We start from the raw sequence: 16775 nt of genomic DNA, 5'->3' as shown, positions 1-16775 counted from the left end.
AACCGACACCCGGCACCGACTCCCGACTCGCGCGCATGAGCCAACCCCCACGCCTCGTACGACCGCCCGCCCCGCACGCCCCCGCTGATCCCGCCGCCCCGCTCCCCTCCCCACGGAGCCGGGGCCTCCGCCCGCCCGCGGCCGCCCCGGACCCCGTCCGGTGCCGCCCGCCCGGGCGGCCGAGACAAGAGGAGCCGCCCGTGTCCCGTTCCCGCCTCCGCCCCCGCCGCGGCGCGGTGCCGCCCGAGTCGCCGGAGCCGGCGCTGACCGTGGTCGACGGCACCGTCCGCGAGGTCGCCGTCCCCGCGCTCGTGGCGCCCGTCGAGCAGGGCTCGCTCGCCGACATCCCGTTCCACAACGCCGTCGAGGCCCCGGGGGAGATCGTCCTCAGCCGGGTCCGGGAGGACGGGAGCTGGCGCGACGTCAGCGCCGCGACCTTCGCCCAGGAGGTGCTGGCCGTCGCCAAGGGCCTGATCGCCCACGGTCTCGCCCCCGGCGAGCGGCTGGCCATCATGGCCCGCACACGCTACGAGTGGACGCTGCTGGACTTCGCCGCCTGGGCGGCCGGCCTCGTCACCGTCCCGATCTACCCGACGTCCTCGGCCGAGCAGACACGCTGGATCATCGAGGACTCCGGCGCCGTCGCCTGCGCAGTCGAGGACGTCACCCAGACCCGGCTGATCAGCGGCATACGTCCCGACGTGCCGGGGCTGAAGCACCTCTGGCAGTTCGACACCGACGCCGTCCAGCTGCTCGTGACGGCCGGCAGGGACGTCCCCGACTCCGAGGTGGCCGCCCGCCGGGCCGGCCTCGGCCCGGACACCATCGCCACCCTCATCTACACCTCCGGCACCACCGGGCGTCCCAAGGGCTGCGTGCTGACCCACGGCAACTTCTTCGCCGAGGTCGACAACGCCATCGAACTGCTCCACCCGGTCTTCAAGTCGGTCAGCAAGGACCCCGCCTCCACCCTGCTCTTCCTGCCGCTGTCGCACGTCTTCGGCCGGATGGTGGCCATCGGCTGCCTCCGCGCCCGGGTCCGCCTCGGGCACCAGCCCAGCATCCGGACCGAGGACCTGCTGACCGCGCTGGCCGGCTTCCAGCCGACCTTCCTCCTCGCCATCCCGTACGTCCTGGAGAAGGTCTACAACACCGGCCGCGCCACCGCGGAGAAGATGGGCCGGGCCTCCTCCTTCGACCGGGCCGCGAAGATCGCCCAGCGGTACGGGGAGGCGCGGGAGGCCGAACAGCACGGCACCGGACCCGGCCCGGGCCCCGGCCTGCGGGCCGCCCGCGCGCTCTACGACCCGCTGGTCTACCGGCGGATCCGGGCCGCGCTCGGCGGCAGGGTGCGGTACGCCATCTGCGGCGGCTCCCCGCTCGGCCGCCGGCTCGCCGCCTTCTACGCGGGCGCGGGCATCGAGATCTTCGAGGGCTACGGGCTCACCGAGACCACCGCCGCCGCCACCGTCACCCCGCCCCTCAAGCCGCGGCTCGGCACGGTCGGCATGCCGCTGCCCGGCGCCGCGGCCCGGATCGCCGAGGACGGCGAGGTGCTGCTCCGCGGCGGCCAGGTGTTCAGCGGCTACTGGGACGCGGCGCGGGGCGCGGCCGTCCGGGGCGCCGAGACCGACGCCGGGGGCTGGTTCGCCACGGGCGACCTGGGAGCCCTCGACGAGGACGGCTATCTCAGCATCACCGGCCGGAAGAAGGAGATCATCGTCACCGCGGCCGGGAAGAACGTCGCCCCGGCACCGCTGGAGGACCGGCTGCGGGCCCACCCGCTGGTCGGCCAGTGCCTCGTCATCGGCGACGACCGCCCGTACGTCACGGCCCTGGTCACCCTGGAGCCGGACGGGCTGCTGCACTGGCGGCGGATGCGGAAGAAACTGGACGTGCCGCTGGGCGAGCTGGTGCGGGACGAGGAACTCCTCGCCGACATCCAGCGGGCCGTCGACGACGCGAACGCCTCGGTCTCCCGGGCCGAGTCGATCCGCCGCTTCCGGGTGCTGCCGGTGGACTTCACCGAGGACAGGGGCCATCTGACCCCCTCGATGAAGCTGAAGCGCCAGGTGATCCTGCGGGACTTCACGGAGGACATCGAGGAGCTGTACCGGCGTTCCTGAGCCCGCCCCCGGGCGGGCGGACCCGGGTGCCGGTCCGCTCGGGAGCCGGCACCCGGGGTCCGGCCGTCCGCGGCCCCGGCCCGCCCGGACGGGCAGGAGCCCCGCCCCCGCCGAAGCGGGGGAGCGGGGCTCCTTGGGTACTGCGCGTCAGCCGCGATGGGCCGACCCGGAGATCCCTGCGGGATCAGACCGGGGTGACGTTCTCCGCCTGCGGGCCCTTCGGGCCCTGGGTGACGTCGAAGTTCACGGTCTGGTTCTCCTCCAGGGAGCGGAAGCCAGACGCGTTGATCGCGGAGTAGTGGACGAAGACATCGGGGCCGCCGCCGTCCTGGGCGATGAAACCGAAGCCCTTTTCGGCGTTGAACCACTTGACGGTTCCGGTAGCCATAAAGCCCTCCTTGGGCCAAAGGGTTGCCCTGCTCCAGAACCTGCAAGAAGTCTGAAAACAAAAGCCCGCGGAGTCACATGATCCGCAGGCTCTGTACTGCAAGGGAAACCAAACTGCAACTTGCGGCGAGCCTAGCACGGGCTCTCTGCGGCAGGAAAGAGGCGAAGATCACTCGTTCGTGGGGTGTATCCGGGAGCCGTCGCGACAGCCGTGACCTGCACCGGACCTCCGCCCGTACCGGCCGGTCGGCCGACACGTGCCCGCTCCTCGTCCGTTACCGGCCGGCTTCCCCACGGGACGCGCGCGAGCGGAGTGCCGGTCCGCCGTACACACCGCTGCGCCCGCCCGCGTCCGCCGTACGGCCCCGCTCCCGAGCCTGCCGGGAGACGGAGTTAGCCTCATGGAGTGGACCATTCCGACCGAGCAGACGAATCCGGCCGAGCAGACCGGGCAGACAGCACAGAGCGAGCGGACCGGGCAGCGGACCGCGCCGGCCGGACAGCCGGGGACGCCGCCACCGGCGGTGACCACAGCCGTGACCACAGCCGCGACCGTCCCCGGGTCGGCCACATCCAGTTCCTGAACTGCGTGCCCCTCTACTGGGGCCTCGCCCGCACGGGCACCCTGCTCGACCTCGACCTGCGCAAGGACACCCCCGAGAAGCTCAGCGAGCAGCTGATCCGGGGCGACCTCGACATGGGCCCGGTCACGCTCGTGGAGTTCCTGCGCCACGCCGACGAGCTGGTCGCGCTCCCCGACATCGCCGTCGGCTGCGACGGCCCGGTGATGTCCTGCCACATCGTGTCCCAGGTCCCGCTGGAGCAGCTCGACGGGGAACGGGTCGCGCTCGGCTCCACCTCCCGCACCTCCGTCCGCCTCGCCCAGCTGCTGCTGGCCGAGCGCTTCGGCATCCGGCCCGACTACTACAGCTGCCCGCCCGACCTGGGCCTGATGATGCGCGAGGCCCAGGCCGGGGTGCTGATCGGCGACCCGGCGCTCCGCGCGTACCTGCACGACGCCCCCCGGTACGGACTGCAGGTCCACGATCTCGGACAGCTGTGGAAGGAGTGGACGGGGCTGCCCTTCGTCTTCGCCGTCTGGGCGGTACGGCGCGACTACCTGGCCAGGGAGCCGGAGGTGGTGCGCCGGGTGCACGAGGCGTTCCTGGCCTCCCGCGACCTGTCGCTGGAGGAGGTCGGCAAGGTCGCGGAACAGGCCGCGCGCTGGGAGGCCTTCGGCCCGGAGGTGCTGGAACGGTACTTCACCACACTCGACTTCAGCCTCGGCCCGCGCCAGCTCGCCGGCATCGCCGAGTTCGCCCGCCGCACCGGGCCGACGAGCGGATACCCGGCGGACGTCCGGGTGCGGCTGCTCGGCGACGAGGACGAGGGCGACGGCGAGGAGGACAGGAACGGAGAGGACGGGGAAGCCGGCGGCCGGTCCGCGCCGGGCGCACTGCCGCGGCACTAGCCGGCCCGGGCCCGGCCGACCCGCGGAACCCGGGCGCGGGTCACCACACTCCCGGACGGCCCCTCCGGATGCGCCGGACCGCTGACGTACGCTGGATCGGTCCACAGAATCTTCCGGAAGGGACGCCCCGGTGCCCGAGAACTCCGAGCTTGCGGGTACGAACCGCGCAGCCGTACTCGCCCGTGCCGCCGAGGGCGGCCGGATCACCCCGGAAGAAGCGCTCGACCTCTACCGCCACGCGCCGCTGCACGCCCTGGGCGCCGCGGCCGACGCCGTACGCCGCCGCCGCTACGCCGGCACCGAGCACATCGCGACGTACATCATCGAGCGCAACATCAACTACACCAACGTCTGTGTGACGGCGTGCAAGTTCTGTGCCTTCTACGCCGCGCCCAAGGACACCGCCAAGGGCTGGACCCGCGATCTCGACGACATCCTGCGCCGCTGCGCCGAGACCGTCGAGCTGGGCGGCACCCAGATCATGTTCCAGGGCGGTCACCACCCGGACTACGGGGTGGAGTACTACGAGAAGCACTTCGCGGCGATCAAGAAGGCGTTCCCGCAGCTGGTCATCCACTCCCTCGGCGCCTCCGAGGTCGAGCACATGGCCCGCATCTCGGGCGTCACGCCGGAGGAGGCGATCCGCCGCATCCACGCCGCCGGCCTCGACTCCTTCGCGGGCGCGGGCGCCGAGCTGCTGCCCGCGCGGCCGCGCAAGGCCATCGCGCCGCTCAAGGAGTCCGGCGAGCGCTGGCTGGAGATCATGGAGACCGCGCACCGGCTGGGCGTCGAGTCGACCTCCACCATGCTGATGGGCACCGGCGAGACCAACGCCGAGCGGATCGAGCACCTGCGGATGATCCGGGACGTCCAGGACCGGACCGGTGGCTTCCGCGCGTTCATCCCGTACACCTACCAGCCGGAGAACAACCATCTGAAGGGGCGGACGCAGGCCACGCTCTTCGAGTACCTGCGGATGATCGCCATCGCCCGGCTCTTCCTCGACAACGTCGCCCACATCCAGGGCTCCTGGCTGACCACCGGCAAGGAGGTCGGCCAGCTCTCGCTGCACTACGGGGCGGACGACCTCGGCTCCGTGATGCTGGAGGAGAACGTCGTCTCCTCGGCCGGCGCCAAGCACCGCTCCGACCGGCTGGAGCTGCTCCACCTGATCCGCGCCGCCGGGCGCGTCCCGGCACAGCGCGCGACGACGTACGAGCACCTCGTGGTGCACGACGACCCGGCGAACGACCCGGTCGACGACCACGTCGTCTCCCACTTCTCCTCCACGGCCATCGAGGGCGGCACCGCCCACCCGGAGCTCAAGCTCGTCGACGCGGGCTGAGCCCGGCGGGGCGGCCGGAACACTCCGATCGGGAAGGACGGGCCGGTGCTGACGATCCACCGCGCACGGGTGGTGCGGCGCACGCCGGAGGGCGAGCCGCTCCCCGGGCACGCGCTGGTCGTGGACGGCGACCGGATCGCGGCCATCGGCCCGTACGAGGAACTGCTCGGCGAGTACGGCGGACGGGCCCGGGTCCGGGAATGGGACGGCGAACTCACCCCGGGCCGCCACGAGCCCGGCGCCCGGACCCTGCTGGAGTCGGTTTACCACCCCGACGACCCGTATGAGGTGGACGAACTGGGCAGCGCCCCGCTCACGGGCGAGGCCGTGGCCGCCCTGGAGATGACCGACACCCGGTGGGGCCAGAGCGCCCGGCGCGCCCTCCAGAAGCTGCTGGCCACCGGCACGACCGGCCTGACCGGGCCCTTCACCCGCCCGAGGGTCCGCACCGTCGTCTCCCGCTCCGGGCTCCGCGTCCTGCCGCCGGGCGGCCCCGCCGCACCTCCGCCGCTCACCCCGGGCGCCCGCGCGGACTTCGCGGTCTTCGCGGCCCCGGGCACCTCTGCCCTGCGGCCCGCCGCCCCGGACACCCCCGGCGGGGAGCCCGTCCGCTGCCTGGCCACGGTCATCGCGGGGCGCCTGGTCCACCGCCGGGCCTGAGTCGCGGGTCCTTTCCGGGCGGGTGCCCGTCAACAGCGCGGAACACCTCGCCATCACTTCGGGTGAGGGTACGGTCGTACCTGTAAACCGTGATCCGCACGCCCGTCCATGATGCGTCCCATGGGAGTAGCGATGGTCGCCGAACGGCAGAAGGCCACTCCGGACACCTGGATGTACCCGCCGGAAGAAGGCTGGAGCTTCGACCAGGTGAAGGACCTGGAGCTGCCCTTCGACTGGCAACTGGTGGACGGGAACATCGTGGTTCGTGGGATGACGGCCCTGTGGCACGACGGGGTCCGGGACGGGACGTACGACCGGCTCAAGAGCGCACGGCGAGAGCCCTTCGCCGTCAACGTGGAGCGTCGCGTCCTCATCGACGAGCGCAACGTCACCAAGCCCGACATCACCGTCTACGACAAGCGGGATCTGGACTTCTTCACGGCCGAGTGCGTGCCCGTCGGGAAGGTGGCTCTGGTCGTGGAGATCGTCACACCGGGTTCGCGCCAGGAGGACCGGGTGCGCAAGCCGGCGATGTTCGCGGAGGCCAAGGTGCCGTATTACTGGCGGGTGGAGCGGGGTGACGACGGCCTCCCGGTGGTGCACGAGCTGTGGCTCCACCACGACCTGGGCATGTACGTCCCCGCCCCCGCGCACCCGTCCCACAGCGGGAAGCTCGACACAAATCTTCCGTTCCCCGTGACGATCGACCTCCACAGCCTTGTGGAGCTGTGACAGGCGCGGCGGAGAGCGGTGCGCCCCCGCCGCACCGGTCCCCGCCGGCACCGGCCACAATGGAACGGTGACCCGAGCCTCCCTGGACAAGCAGCCGCACGAAGTCGCCGCCATGTTCGACGACGTGGCGCCCAAGTACGACCTGACGAACGACGTGCTGTCGCTGGGCCAGACCCGGCTCTGGCGCAAGGCCGTGGTGCGGGCCGTGGACGCCCGCCCGGGGGAGCGGGTGCTCGACCTGGCCGCCGGCACCGGCACCTCCTCCCAGCCCTTCGCCGCCGCCGGAGCGCACGTCGTCCCCTGCGACTTCTCGCTCGGCATGCTCCGCGAGGGGCGCAGGCGGCAACCGCATCTGCCGTTCACCGCCGGTGACGCGACGAGGCTGCCCTTCGCCGACGGGGTCTTCGACGCCGTGACGATCTCCTTCGGCCTGCGGAACGTTCAGGACACCGACACCGCCCTCGCCGAGCTGCTGCGGGTCACGAAGCCCGGCGGCCGCGTGGTGATCTGCGAGTTCAGCCACCCCACCCTGGCCCCGCTGCGCACCGTCTACACCGAGTACCTGATGCGCGCCCTGCCGCCGATCGCCACCACGGTCTGCAGCAACCCCGACGCGTACGTCTACCTGGCCGAGTCGATCCGCGCCTGGCCCGACCAGCCGGCGCTGGCGGCCCGGCTGCAGAAGGCGGGCTGGTCGAAGGTGGCCTGGCGCAATCTGACCGGCGGCATCGTGGCCCTGCACCGGGGCATCCGGGCCTGAACCGGGCCGGCCTTCCGAGGCACACGGCAGGCCGGCGCGGCGGAACCGGTGTTGCGGGAGCGGGACCGCTGCCGGTCAGCGCTCGAAGCGGCTCGGGAAGGGGGAAGTACTCCTCCAGGAAGGCGTGCAGCCGGGCCGCCACCCGCTCCTGTTCGGCCGCCGGGGTGTCGACGTCGTTCAGGCAGAAGAAGTCGAAGCGGCGGGTGCTCAGCAACTCGGTCAGGCGCTCCTCCGCGTCCGCCCGGGCCACGTCGACGTACCGCAGTTTGTACGGTCCGGGGACCTCGCGCCCCCGTGAGGTAGGCGTGATGGTGGTGGAGGGACGCTCCCACTGCTCGGTGGCCTGCGCGACTGGTGGAAGAACACCCGCGCCGCGAAGCGGTACGCATCCTGCGAGGCCAACAGCTTGCGGGGAGCCGGGAGTCGGGGGATGAAGGTCGGGCACGCCGTTGGGAAGAATGGCGAGAATGGGAAGGGCGAGAACTTGAGCGGGACGTGGTCATTGGCCATGCTGCCTCGGTCTCAATGTGGGACAGTTGGAGTCGAGATGAGCAGATCGAGATCCTTGGCGTCTACTGTTCGCCCTTCTCGGTGACTGCCGGTGATCTCGAAAAGTTGCGGTTGGAAGTGGAACGGAATCGTCAGTCCACCCGCTGACGGCGGAGTCTGGGGCGGCGCCGATGGCAACCTGGATGAACGAGGGGTCAGACCGACTCATCTGGAGAACGCGGCACCACCCAATGCCCTCACCCGCCCGGCCGAAATCCGTCGTCGATGCCGCCCCGGCCGCGCTTGCCGGCTTCTGGCGCAGCCAGGCTTCACGCCGGGTCCGGCGCCCTCGCCCAGTTCCCGGCTCGCGAACCACCGCCCTTCCGCGGCACCGGCATAACGCGGGCACCGGCCGGTGTCAGCCCCCGATCGGCAACCCCTGCGGCTCCTTGATGCGTTTCATCACGATCTGGGAGTTGACCTCCGTCACCCCCGGCAGGGCCGTGATCTTCTCGATCCAGAGCCGCTCGTACGTCTCGATGTCCGCGACCGCGATCCGCAGCAGGCAGCCCGGGCTGCCGAAGAGGCGGTAGGCCTCGACCACGTCGGGGAGGTCCTGGAGGGCGTCCTCGAAGGCCTCCACCGTCTCGCGGTCGCGGCGGACCTCGACGGAGACGAGGACCTCGAAGCCCCGGCCCACCGCCGCCGGGTCGAGCAGGGCGCGGTAGCCGCGGATCGCGCCGTCCTGTTCGAGCTGGCGGACCCGGCGCAGGCAGGGGGAGGGGGAGAGGCCCACGCGCTGGGCCAGTTCCTGGTTGGTGAGCCGGCCGTCCTTCTGGAGTTCGCGCAAGATGCTGCGGTCGATGGCGTCCATAGCGTCATTGTCTGCCAAATCAAGGCGCGTAGACCACAGGACTTGGCAACTTATTTTGGGCAAAACTGGCTATTCTTGCTGGTAGGACGAGGTTACTCGTCCGTATGGGTCTTCTCCGGGCGCGGGCCCCGGGCCGCCCACGGGACTCCGGGTCCCGGGGGCGCCGGGCCGTCGGCCCGGGTGCTCTTCAGTGTTCTTCTCCGGCATTCCGGACGGGCGAGGGGGCAGTATGCGACGTGTCGTCGTGGTCACCACGGGCGGGACGATAGCCAGCCGCTGGCAGGGCAAGGGGTACGCGGCGGACGCGGCCGGGCAGGACGTGCTCGCCGCCGCCGACCTCCCCGAGGACGTGACCACCGAAGTGGTCGATCTCTTCACGGTCAACAGCCCCCGGCTCACCACCGCGCACCAGATCACGCTGTTGCGCGCGGTCCACGAGGTGCTGGAGGACCCGGGCGTCGACGGTGTCGTCGTCACCCACGGCACCGACACCCTGGAGGAGTCCGCCTTCCTCCTCGACCTGCACCACGCCGACCGCCGCCCTGTCGTCTTCACCGGCGCCCAGCGCCCGCTGGAGGACGCCGAGGGCGACGCCGCCGGCAACCTCTACGACGCCCTGCTGACCGCCTCCTCCGTCGAGGACCTGGGCACCCTGGCCGTCTTCGCGGGACGGATCCACGCCGCCCGCGGCACCATCAAGACCCACACCACCGCCCCCGACGCCTTCCACGACCCGTCCTGCGACGCGGTCGGCAAGGTCGGCTGGGGCCGGGTCACCGTACGGCGCCGACCCGAGCGCACCGAGGCGCTGCCGCTGCCGCCGGTCGAGGCGCCCCTGCCGCGCGTCGACATGGTCATGCACCACGCCGACGCCGACCCGCTGCTCTTCGACGCCGCGGTGGAGGCCGGTGCCCGCGGCATCGTGCTCGTCGCCACCGGCGCGGGCAACGCCACCCCGGCGTTCACGGAAGCGGTGGCGCGAGCCGTCGGGCGGGGGGTGCTGGTCGCCCTCACCACCCGCGTCCCGGCGGGCCCCGTCACCCCCATCTACACGGGCGGCGGGGCCGTGGACCTGATCGAGGCCGGCGCGGTGCCCACCGGCTCCCTGCGCGCCGGACAGTCGCGCATGGCGGTCCTGGCCGCCCTGATGTCCTCCACGGACACGGCGGAGCGGACGGCCACCCTGCGCCGGATCGCCGACCCGAGCGGGGCCCCGGTCCCGGCCTGACGGATCAGGGCGGCCGGGTACGGCCGGTGGCGGCCGGTGCGGCTCCGGGAGCGGTACGGGCCCGTACCCGGCCCGGTGAACCGATACGGGCCCGTACCGGCCCGGTGCGGCGGACCGCCCCGACACCCGGCCCCAACTGCCGTGCGCCCGGCCCCGGTTCCGTGTGAACCGGGGCCGCCGCCCGTCCGGGACACCTCCGCGCCCGGGGCGCCACCGCGCCCGTCGGACCATCCGGTCACCGTTCCCCGGCCGTTCCCCGGCCGCCCGGCCCGGCGGCCCGCCCACCGGCCGCCCGCCCGGGCCCTGCCGCCCGTCCTCCGCGAACCCGGGACAGTCGGCACCGCCGGCCGGGGCGCCGGCCGGCAGCGGCAGCCGGGCCGGCAGCCGCCGGTACCCGACCCGCCCAAGCGCCGTCCGTCCCCCTGCATAGACTTGAGCCGTTCCCCGCAGGCCGCCCCGACGAGGGCCTGCGCTCCGCCTCTCGCCGGGAGTGCCGACGTGACCGACACCGACCTCAACGAGCGCAGCGCCGATGTCATCGTCGTCGGGGCCGGCCCCGCCGGCTCCACGACCGCGTACCACCTGGCGAAGTCCGGGCTCGATGTCCTGCTGCTGGAGAAGACGGCCTTCCCCCGAGAGAAGGTCTGCGGCGACGGCCTGACGCCGCGCGCCACCAAGCAACTCGTCGCCATGGGCATCGACATCTCCGAGGAAGCCGGCTGGCTGCGCAACAAGGGCCTGCGGATCATCGGCGGCGGTGTCCGGCTGGAGCTGGACTGGCCGGAGCTCGCCTCCTTCCCGGACTACGGGCTGGTCCGCAAGCGCGACGACTTCGACGAGCAGCTCGCCCACGCCGCACAGAAGGCCGGGGCGCGGCTCCACGAGCGCTGCAACGTCGGCGCCCCGGTCCTCGACCCCCGCACCGGCCGCATCACCGGCGTCGAGGCGAAGCTCGGCGAGGAGAAGACGCCCGTCACCTTCCACGCCCCGGTCGTGGTGGCCGCCGACGGCAACTCCACCCGGCTGTCGGTGGCGATGGGCCTGCACCGGCGCGAGGACCGCCCGATGGGCGTGGCCGTCCGGACGTACTTCACCTCCCCGCGCCACGACGACGACTACCTGGAGTCCTGGCTGGAGCTGTGGGACCGGCGCGGCCCGCAGGACCGGCTGCTGCCCGGCTACGGCTGGATCTTCGGCATGGGCGACGGCACCTCCAACGTCGGCCTCGGCATCCTCAACAGCAGCTCGGCCTTCAAGGAGCTGGACTGGCGCGAGGTGCTCAAGGCCTGGTGCGCCTCGATGCCCGAGGACTGGGGTTATGTCCCGGAGAACATGACCATCCCGATCCGGGGCGCCGCGCTGCCGATGGCCTTCAACCGGCAGCCGCACTACCACCGCGGGCTGCTGCTGGTCGGTGACGCGGGCGGCCTGGTCAACCCGTTCAACGGCGAGGGCATCGCCTACGCCATGGAGTCCGGGCAGATCGCGGCCGAGGTGATCGTCCAGGCGCACGCCCGGCAGACCCCGGCCCAGCGCGAACTGGCCCTCCAGCGCTACCCGAAGGTGCTCAAGGACACCTACGGCGGCTACTACACCCTGGGCCGCGCCTTCGTGAAGCTGATCGGCAACCCGAAGGTCATGAAGATCGCGACCGAACGCGGCCTGACCCACCCGCTGCTGATGCGCTTCACCCTCAAGATGCTGGCCAACCTCACCGACCCGACGGGCGGCGACGCGATGGACCGCGTCATCAACGGCCTCAGCAAGGTGGCTCCGCGGGCCTGACGGACGCGCCGAGGGCCGTCATCCCCGAGTGGGATGACGGCCCTCGGCGCGTGCGTTGCGTGCCCTGACGGGCGCGTGTGGCGGTTGCGGCTGAGGTTGCCGCGGGGTAACGCCGTGTCAGAGGACGCGGACGGCGCCCGTCGGCGGGTCCCAGTCGAGGGTGCGCTCGACGACGCCCGTGCTGGAGTTCTGCGCGCCGACGTACTTGCCGTCACCGATGTAGACGGCCACGTGGTACGCGCTGCCGGCGCCGCCCCAGTAGAGGATGTCGCCCGGCTGGAGGGCGTTCAGCGACACCGGGGTGCCCGCCGTCGACTGGTCCTGGGAGACCCGCGGCAGGGAGACGCCCACGGTGCGGAACGCGGCGGTGGTGAGGCCCGAGCAGTCGTACGCGGAGGGGCCGACGGCGCCGCTGACATACGCCTTGCCGACCTGGGCCTTGATGAAGTTCACCACGGTCGCGGCGCTGCCCGTGGCGGAGGAGCCGGCCGACGAGGCGGTGGACGCGGCGGAGGTGGTGGCGGTGGAGAGCGTCGTGCGCTCCTCGGAGCGGTCGGAGCGCTCCGCGGCGGCTTCGCGGGCGGCCTCGGCGCGCTCCGCGGCGGCCCTGGCCTTGGCCTTGCGCTCGGCCTCGGCCTTCCGTTCGGCCTCGGCGCGGGCCTGCTTCGCGGCCTTCTTCTCGGTGGCGGCGAGGGCGTCCCGCTCGCTCGCGATCTCCAGGTTCAGGGCCGCCTGCTGGGTGGCGGCGGTGGACATCGCGGCGTCCTCGGCGAACGAGGCGCTGATGGTGGGCATTTCGGCCGTCTGGGCGGCCGGCGCGGCGTTGGCGGAGGAGGCCGCTGCCGTCACGGCGATGGTGCTGAGGACGCCACCGGCAACTCCGGAACGCAGCGTTCTGGTGGAGACGTTGCGCCGGGGTTTCCGGTGGCTGGGTATGTGAGCGGTATGGGCCATGGGGTCCTGGCTATCAAAGACCCTCGCCGCGATCAACAGGAGTGGGATGGGACACAGTTGACGCGTACGCGACGGCAATAGCCGGAATTCGATCTTCGGCTGCCGTTACCGCCCTGTGATAGCGGATTCACAAACCCGTCATGAGCAAGACGTTTCAATGATTCGCCCGTTTTGTTCCGGGGTTTACCACCCCTCGGCCCACGGGCCAATCGCCGGATCCGTTCACCGGAAGCGGCGTGGGAAAGGTCACGTATTCCGGCCTTCCGGGGCGGCCGGCGGCGCCGCGTGCCGCCGGGGGCCGTCACCGCGGGGGCGGAAGCCGTCCCGTCGCTCCCCGGAATCCGGCACGTGGTGATCCGGGGAGCGGCGTCGCGGCCGTACGTGAATCCGTGCACACACCAACGATCTTGGTGCCCCGGCGGGCGGTGTGTTCCGCCGGCGTCCGCCGGCGGCCGTGGCCGGACCGTGACTATCACTTGCCGGCCGTCCAGCGCCAATTTGTTTCGGGACGACGGTTCTTGATAGTGCAAGCACCGCTCCGACCTGCGGTGACCGGCGAGGGTATTGCGGTCTGTGGCCGTGGAAACGCGCAGGGTGCAAGCCGTTTCCGGGTTCCGCTTTGCTGTCGAACGCCCGGGTGGTGGAGATCACAAAGGCCGAGGTGACCCCCGTGTCGCAGCTCACAGACCCCCGGGCATAAGATGCCCTCGGCCTGGGCTTGTGAACTGCCTCACATAATCACGATCTTGGTGGGGCGGCCACGGTGCGGCCACCCTCCGCCCAGGGCGGGGGAGCAGCAGTCACCGTCGACTGGAAGGAGCGAGCAGCGTGAACGCCTATGCACCCATCCTCGTGCTCGGCGCCCTCGGTGCAGGCTTCGCGATCTTCTCCGTGGTCATGGCGTCGATCGTCGGCCCGAAGCGCTATAACCGGGCCAAGCTCGAGGCGTACGAATGCGGGATCGAGCCCACGCCGCAGCCGGCCGGCGGCGGCCGGTTCCCGATCAAGTACTACCTGACGGCGATGCTCTTCATCATTTTCGATATCGAGATCGTCTTCCTTTACCCCTGGGCCGTCTCCTTCGACATGCTCGGGATTTTCGGACTCGTCGAGATGCTCCTCTTCGTGCTCACCGTCTTCGTCGCCTACGCCTATGTCTGGCGCCGCGGCGGACTGGACTGGGACTAGGGGAACGGAGGAGAAGCCATGGGTATCGAAGAGAAACTTCCGAGCGGCTTTCTGCTGACGACCGTCGAGCAGGCCGCGGGCTGGGTCCGCAAGTCGTCGATGTTCCCGGCCACGTTCGGGCTCGCCTGCTGCGCCATCGAGATGATGACCACCGGAGCCGGCCGCTACGACCTCGCCCGCTTCGGCATGGAGGTCTTCCGCGGCTCGCCGCGCCAGGCCGACCTGATGATCGTGGCCGGCCGGGTGAGCCAGAAGATGGCCCCGGTGCTGCGCCAGGTCTACGACCAGATGCCCAACCCCAAGTGGGTCATCTCCATGGGTGTCTGCGCCTCCAGCGGCGGCATGTTCAACAACTACGCGATCGTGCAGGGCGTCGACCACATCGTCCCCGTCGACATCTATCTGCCCGGCTGCCCGCCCCGCCCCGAGATGCTGCTCGACGCCATTCTCAAGCTCCACGAGAAGGTCCAGGGCTCCAAGCTCGGCGTCAACCGAGAGCAGGCGGCCCGCGAGGCGGAGGAAGCGGCGCTCAAGGCGCTGCCGACGATCGAGATGAAGGGCCTGCTGAGGTGAGCGAGAAGAACGAGAACGCCCCCACGGGCCGCGAGGCGGGGGCCAGCGGGGTCAACCCCGACCAGGACCTCAACACCCAGAACCTGCCCGGCAACCGCGGCGACCGCGGTGAGGCCATCGGCGTCCGCCGCGGCATGTTCGGCGCCGACGGCCCCGGCGACACCTCCGGCTACGGCGGCCTGGTCCGCACCGTACGGCTGCCCGGCCCGTCCGTCCGCCCGTACGGCGGCTGGTTCGACGAGGTCGCGGACGAACTCGAGGGCGCCCTGGACGAGCAGGGCCTGCTCCCGGAGAACGCCATCGAGAAGACCGTCGTCGACCGCGACGAACTGACCTTCCACATCGCCCGCGAGCACCTGCCGCGGGTGGCCCGCACCCTCCGCGACGACCCGGCGCTCCGCTTCGAGATCTGCACGGGCGTCAGCGGTGTGCACTACCCGGACGACAAGGGCCGCGAGCTGCACGCCGTCTACCACCTGCGCTCCATCACCCACAACCGGGTGATCAGGCTGGAGGTGAGCGCCCCGGACGGCGACCCGCACATCCCCTCGATCGTCGAGGTCTACCCGACCAACGACTGGCACGAGCGCGAGGCCTACGACTTCTTCGGAATGATCTTCGACGGCCACCCGGCGCTGACGCGGATCATGATGCCGGACGACTGGCAGGGCCACCCGCAGCGCAAGGACTACGCGCTCGGCGGCATCCCCGTCGAGTACAAGGGCGCCCAGATCCCGGCCCCCGACCAGCGGAGGTCGTACCACTGATGCCGCGTATCCCCGGGGGGCGACCGGCCCCCGAGAAGCACCAGCAGCCGCCGGCCGCGGCCCCCACGGGGCACGGCACGCCGGCCACGACCACGCGGGGAGGGACCCGATGACGACCTCGCACGCGCAGGAACGCGAGACCACCGAAGGCAAGGTCTACACCGTCACCGGCGGCGACTGGGACGAGCTCGCCCAGGCCGCGGCCCAGGCGGACGACGAGCGCATCATCGTCAACATGGGCCCGCAGCACCCGTCCACGCACGGGGTGCTCCGGCTCATCCTGGAGATCGACGGCGAGACGGTCACCGAGGCCCGCTGCGGCATCGGCTACCTGCACACCGGCATCGAGAAGAACCTCGAATACCGGAACTGGACGCAGGGCACCACCTTCGTCACCCGCATGGACTACCTCACGCCGTTCTTCAACGAGACGGCGTACTGCCTGGGCGTGGAGAAGCTGCTCGGCATCGAGGCGGACATCCCCGACCGGGCCAGCGTCATCCGGGTCATGATGATGGAGCTCAACCGGATCTCCTCCCACCTGGTGGCTCTCGCCACCGGCGGCATGGAGCTGGGCGCCACCACGATCATGATCTACGGCTTCCGCGACCGCGAACTGGTCCTGGACCTCTTCGAGCTGATCACCGGCCTGCGGATGAACCACGCGTACATCCGCCCCGGCGGCCTCGCCCAGGACCTGCCGGCCGGCACCGTCGACGCCGTCCGCGAGTTCATCAAGCAGATGCGGAAGAACCTTCCGGAGTACGACGCCCTGGCCACCGGCAACCCGATCTTCAAGGCGCGCCTCCAGGGCATCGGCCACCTCGACCTGACGGGCTGCATGGCCCTCGGCGTCACCGGTCCCGTCCTCCGCTCCACCGGCCTCCCGCACGACCTGCGCAAGGCCGACCCGTACTGCGGCTACGAGACCTACGACTTCGAGGTGGCGACCGCCGACACCGCCGACTCCTACGGCCGGTTCCTGATCCGGCTGGAGGAGATGCGGCAGAGCCTGCGGATCGTCGAGCAGTGCCTGGACCGGCTGGAGCCGGGCCCGGTGATGGTCGCCGACAAGAAGATCGCCTGGCCCGCGCAGCTCGCGCTCGGCCCGGACGGGCTCGGCAACTCCCTGGACCACATCAGGAAGATCATGGGCACCTCCATGGAGGCCCTCATCCACCACTTCAAGCTGGTCACCGAGGGCTTCCGCGTGCCCCCGGGCGAGGCGTACACGGCGGTGGAGTCCCCGAAGGGCGAGCTGGGCGTCCACGTCGTCAGCGACGGCGGCACCCGCCCGTACCGGGTCCACTTCCGGGATCCGTCCTTCACCAACCTGCAGGCCGTGGCGGCGATGTGCGAGGGCGGCCAGGTCGCCGACGTCATCGTCGCCGTCGCATCCCTCGACCCCGTGATGGGAGGCGTGGACCGGTGACCAC

At 71.6% G+C, this 16775-nt stretch carries 15 protein-coding genes and 2 pseudogenes; 13 read left to right on the top strand and 4 right to left on the bottom strand.

Annotated elements, in window-relative coordinates; genetic code table 11:
- The first annotated feature begins 35 nt into the window (after positions 1–35).
- Entirely contained in the window at positions 36–2126 is a 2091-nt protein-coding gene (locus E4N63_RS13660; protein WP_374112759.1) for an AMP-binding protein, read from the top strand.
- Positions 2127–2310: 184 nt separating this feature from the next.
- On the opposite strand, the gene E4N63_RS13655 is transcribed toward E4N63_RS13660, so the two are convergent.
- The gene (locus E4N63_RS13655; protein WP_019707740.1) at positions 2311–2514 is read right to left on the bottom strand and encodes a cold-shock protein; all 204 of its coding nucleotides are present in this window, start codon (positions 2512–2514) and stop codon (positions 2311–2313) included.
- Positions 2515–2914: 400 nt separating this feature from the next.
- On the opposite strand from E4N63_RS13655, the gene E4N63_RS13650 reads away from it, so the two are divergent.
- The 6 genes and pseudogenes from E4N63_RS13650 to E4N63_RS13625 all read left to right on the top strand — a co-directional run bounded on the left by E4N63_RS13650 (position 2915) and on the right by E4N63_RS13625 (position 7481).
- Positions 2915–3097 (top strand): hypothetical protein, encoded by a 183-nt coding sequence (locus tag E4N63_RS13650; RefSeq protein ID WP_230242727.1) that lies wholly within the window; start codon positions 2915–2917, stop codon positions 3095–3097.
- Positions 3094–3888, top strand: a pseudogene (locus E4N63_RS13645) (menaquinone biosynthetic enzyme MqnA/MqnD family protein); the annotation flags it as partial. The gene E4N63_RS13650 and the pseudogene E4N63_RS13645, both read left to right, overlap by 4 nt.
- Positions 3889–4114: 226 nt before the next feature.
- Positions 4115–5329, top strand: a complete 1215-nt coding sequence (gene mqnC / locus E4N63_RS13640) for a cyclic dehypoxanthinyl futalosine synthase (RefSeq protein WP_230240791.1) — start codon at positions 4115–4117, stop codon at positions 5327–5329.
- Positions 5330–5374: 45 nt separating this feature from the next.
- Positions 5375–5989 (top strand): hypothetical protein, encoded by a 615-nt coding sequence (locus E4N63_RS13635; RefSeq protein WP_230240790.1) that lies wholly within the window; start codon positions 5375–5377, stop codon positions 5987–5989.
- Between the two features lie 120 nt (positions 5990–6109).
- Complete coding sequence (locus E4N63_RS13630) at positions 6110–6721, top strand: Uma2 family endonuclease (RefSeq protein ID WP_230240788.1); 612 nt, start codon at positions 6110–6112, stop codon at positions 6719–6721.
- Positions 6722–6788: 67 nt separating this feature from the next.
- Complete coding sequence (locus E4N63_RS13625) at positions 6789–7481, top strand: demethylmenaquinone methyltransferase (RefSeq protein ID WP_230240787.1); 693 nt, start codon at positions 6789–6791, stop codon at positions 7479–7481.
- 148 nt (positions 7482–7629) lie between these two features.
- Here E4N63_RS13625 and E4N63_RS31095 read toward each other — a convergent pair.
- Together E4N63_RS31095 and E4N63_RS13615 are read right to left on the bottom strand one after the other, a co-directional pair.
- Positions 7630–7731 (bottom strand): annotated as a pseudogene (locus E4N63_RS31095) (hypothetical protein); the annotation flags it as partial.
- A gap of 657 nt (positions 7732–8388) precedes the next feature.
- On the bottom strand, positions 8389–8844 hold the full coding sequence (locus E4N63_RS13615) for an Lrp/AsnC family transcriptional regulator (protein WP_030548149.1): 456 nt from the start codon (positions 8842–8844) through the stop codon (positions 8389–8391).
- Between the two features lie 229 nt (positions 8845–9073).
- On the opposite strand from E4N63_RS13615, the gene E4N63_RS13610 reads away from it, so the two are divergent.
- Positions 9074–10072 carry an asparaginase gene (locus tag E4N63_RS13610; RefSeq protein WP_095757011.1) on the top strand — a complete coding sequence of 333 codons (999 nt, stop codon included), beginning with the start codon at positions 9074–9076 and terminating at the stop codon, positions 10070–10072.
- 498 nt (positions 10073–10570) lie between these two features.
- Positions 10571–11857 carry a geranylgeranyl reductase family protein gene (locus E4N63_RS13605; RefSeq protein ID WP_125622905.1) on the top strand — a complete coding sequence of 429 codons (1287 nt, stop codon included), beginning with the start codon at positions 10571–10573 and terminating at the stop codon, positions 11855–11857.
- A gap of 117 nt (positions 11858–11974) precedes the next feature.
- Here the strand turns inward: E4N63_RS13605 and E4N63_RS13600 are convergent, their stop codons facing one another.
- Positions 11975–12811, bottom strand: a complete 837-nt coding sequence (locus E4N63_RS13600; protein ID WP_125622906.1) for a C40 family peptidase — start codon at positions 12809–12811, stop codon at positions 11975–11977.
- Positions 12812–13639: 828 nt separating this feature from the next.
- On the opposite strand from E4N63_RS13600, the gene E4N63_RS13595 reads away from it, so the two are divergent.
- From E4N63_RS13595 to E4N63_RS13580, 4 genes are all read left to right on the top strand, one after another.
- Positions 13640–13999 carry an NADH-quinone oxidoreductase subunit A gene (locus E4N63_RS13595; protein ID WP_019707756.1) on the top strand — a complete coding sequence of 120 codons (360 nt, stop codon included), beginning with the start codon at positions 13640–13642 and terminating at the stop codon, positions 13997–13999.
- A gap of 18 nt (positions 14000–14017) precedes the next feature.
- The gene (locus tag E4N63_RS13590; protein WP_019707757.1) at positions 14018–14572 is read left to right on the top strand and encodes an NADH-quinone oxidoreductase subunit B family protein; all 555 of its coding nucleotides are present in this window, start codon (positions 14018–14020) and stop codon (positions 14570–14572) included.
- The gene (locus tag E4N63_RS13585; RefSeq protein WP_125622907.1) at positions 14569–15339 is read left to right on the top strand and encodes an NADH-quinone oxidoreductase subunit C; all 771 of its coding nucleotides are present in this window, start codon (positions 14569–14571) and stop codon (positions 15337–15339) included. The genes E4N63_RS13590 and E4N63_RS13585 overlap by 4 nt, the downstream gene beginning before the upstream one ends.
- 109 nt (positions 15340–15448) lie before the next feature.
- Complete coding sequence (locus tag E4N63_RS13580) at positions 15449–16771, top strand: NADH-quinone oxidoreductase subunit D (RefSeq protein WP_125622908.1); 1323 nt, start codon at positions 15449–15451, stop codon at positions 16769–16771.
- The last annotated feature ends 4 nt before the right edge of the window (positions 16772–16775 follow it).

The organism is Streptomyces sp. MNU89 (genome assembly GCF_020982505.1).
In the GTDB taxonomy this organism is placed as follows: domain Bacteria; phylum Actinomycetota; class Actinomycetes; order Streptomycetales; family Streptomycetaceae; genus Streptomyces; species Streptomyces xinghaiensis.
The sequence above is the reverse complement of the archived record's forward strand: the minus strand, read 5'-3'. Positions and strand labels throughout refer to the sequence as shown.

Bases quoted from the DNA above. Each gene is read 5' to 3' on its own strand.
- E4N63_RS13580 (WP_125622908.1), top strand. From the start codon at position 15,449: ATGACGACCTCGCACGCGCAGGAACGCGAGACCACCGAAGGCAAGGTC.
- E4N63_RS13655 (WP_019707740.1), bottom strand. From the start codon at position 2,514: ATGGCTACCGGAACCGTCAAGTGGTTCAACGCCGAAAAGGGCTTCGGT.
- E4N63_RS13610 (WP_095757011.1), top strand. From the start codon at position 9,074: ATGCGACGTGTCGTCGTGGTCACCACGGGCGGGACGATAGCCAGCCGC.
- E4N63_RS13615 (WP_030548149.1), bottom strand. From the start codon at position 8,844: ATGGACGCCATCGACCGCAGCATCTTGCGCGAACTCCAGAAGGACGGC.
- E4N63_RS13660 (WP_374112759.1), top strand. From the start codon at position 36: ATGAGCCAACCCCCACGCCTCGTACGACCGCCCGCCCCGCACGCCCCC.
- E4N63_RS13590 (WP_019707757.1), top strand. From the start codon at position 14,018: ATGGGTATCGAAGAGAAACTTCCGAGCGGCTTTCTGCTGACGACCGTC.
- E4N63_RS13650 (WP_230242727.1), top strand. From the start codon at position 2,915: ATGGAGTGGACCATTCCGACCGAGCAGACGAATCCGGCCGAGCAGACC.
- E4N63_RS13600 (WP_125622906.1), bottom strand. From the start codon at position 12,811: ATGGCCCATACCGCTCACATACCCAGCCACCGGAAACCCCGGCGCAAC.
- E4N63_RS13630 (WP_230240788.1), top strand. From the start codon at position 6,110: ATGGGAGTAGCGATGGTCGCCGAACGGCAGAAGGCCACTCCGGACACC.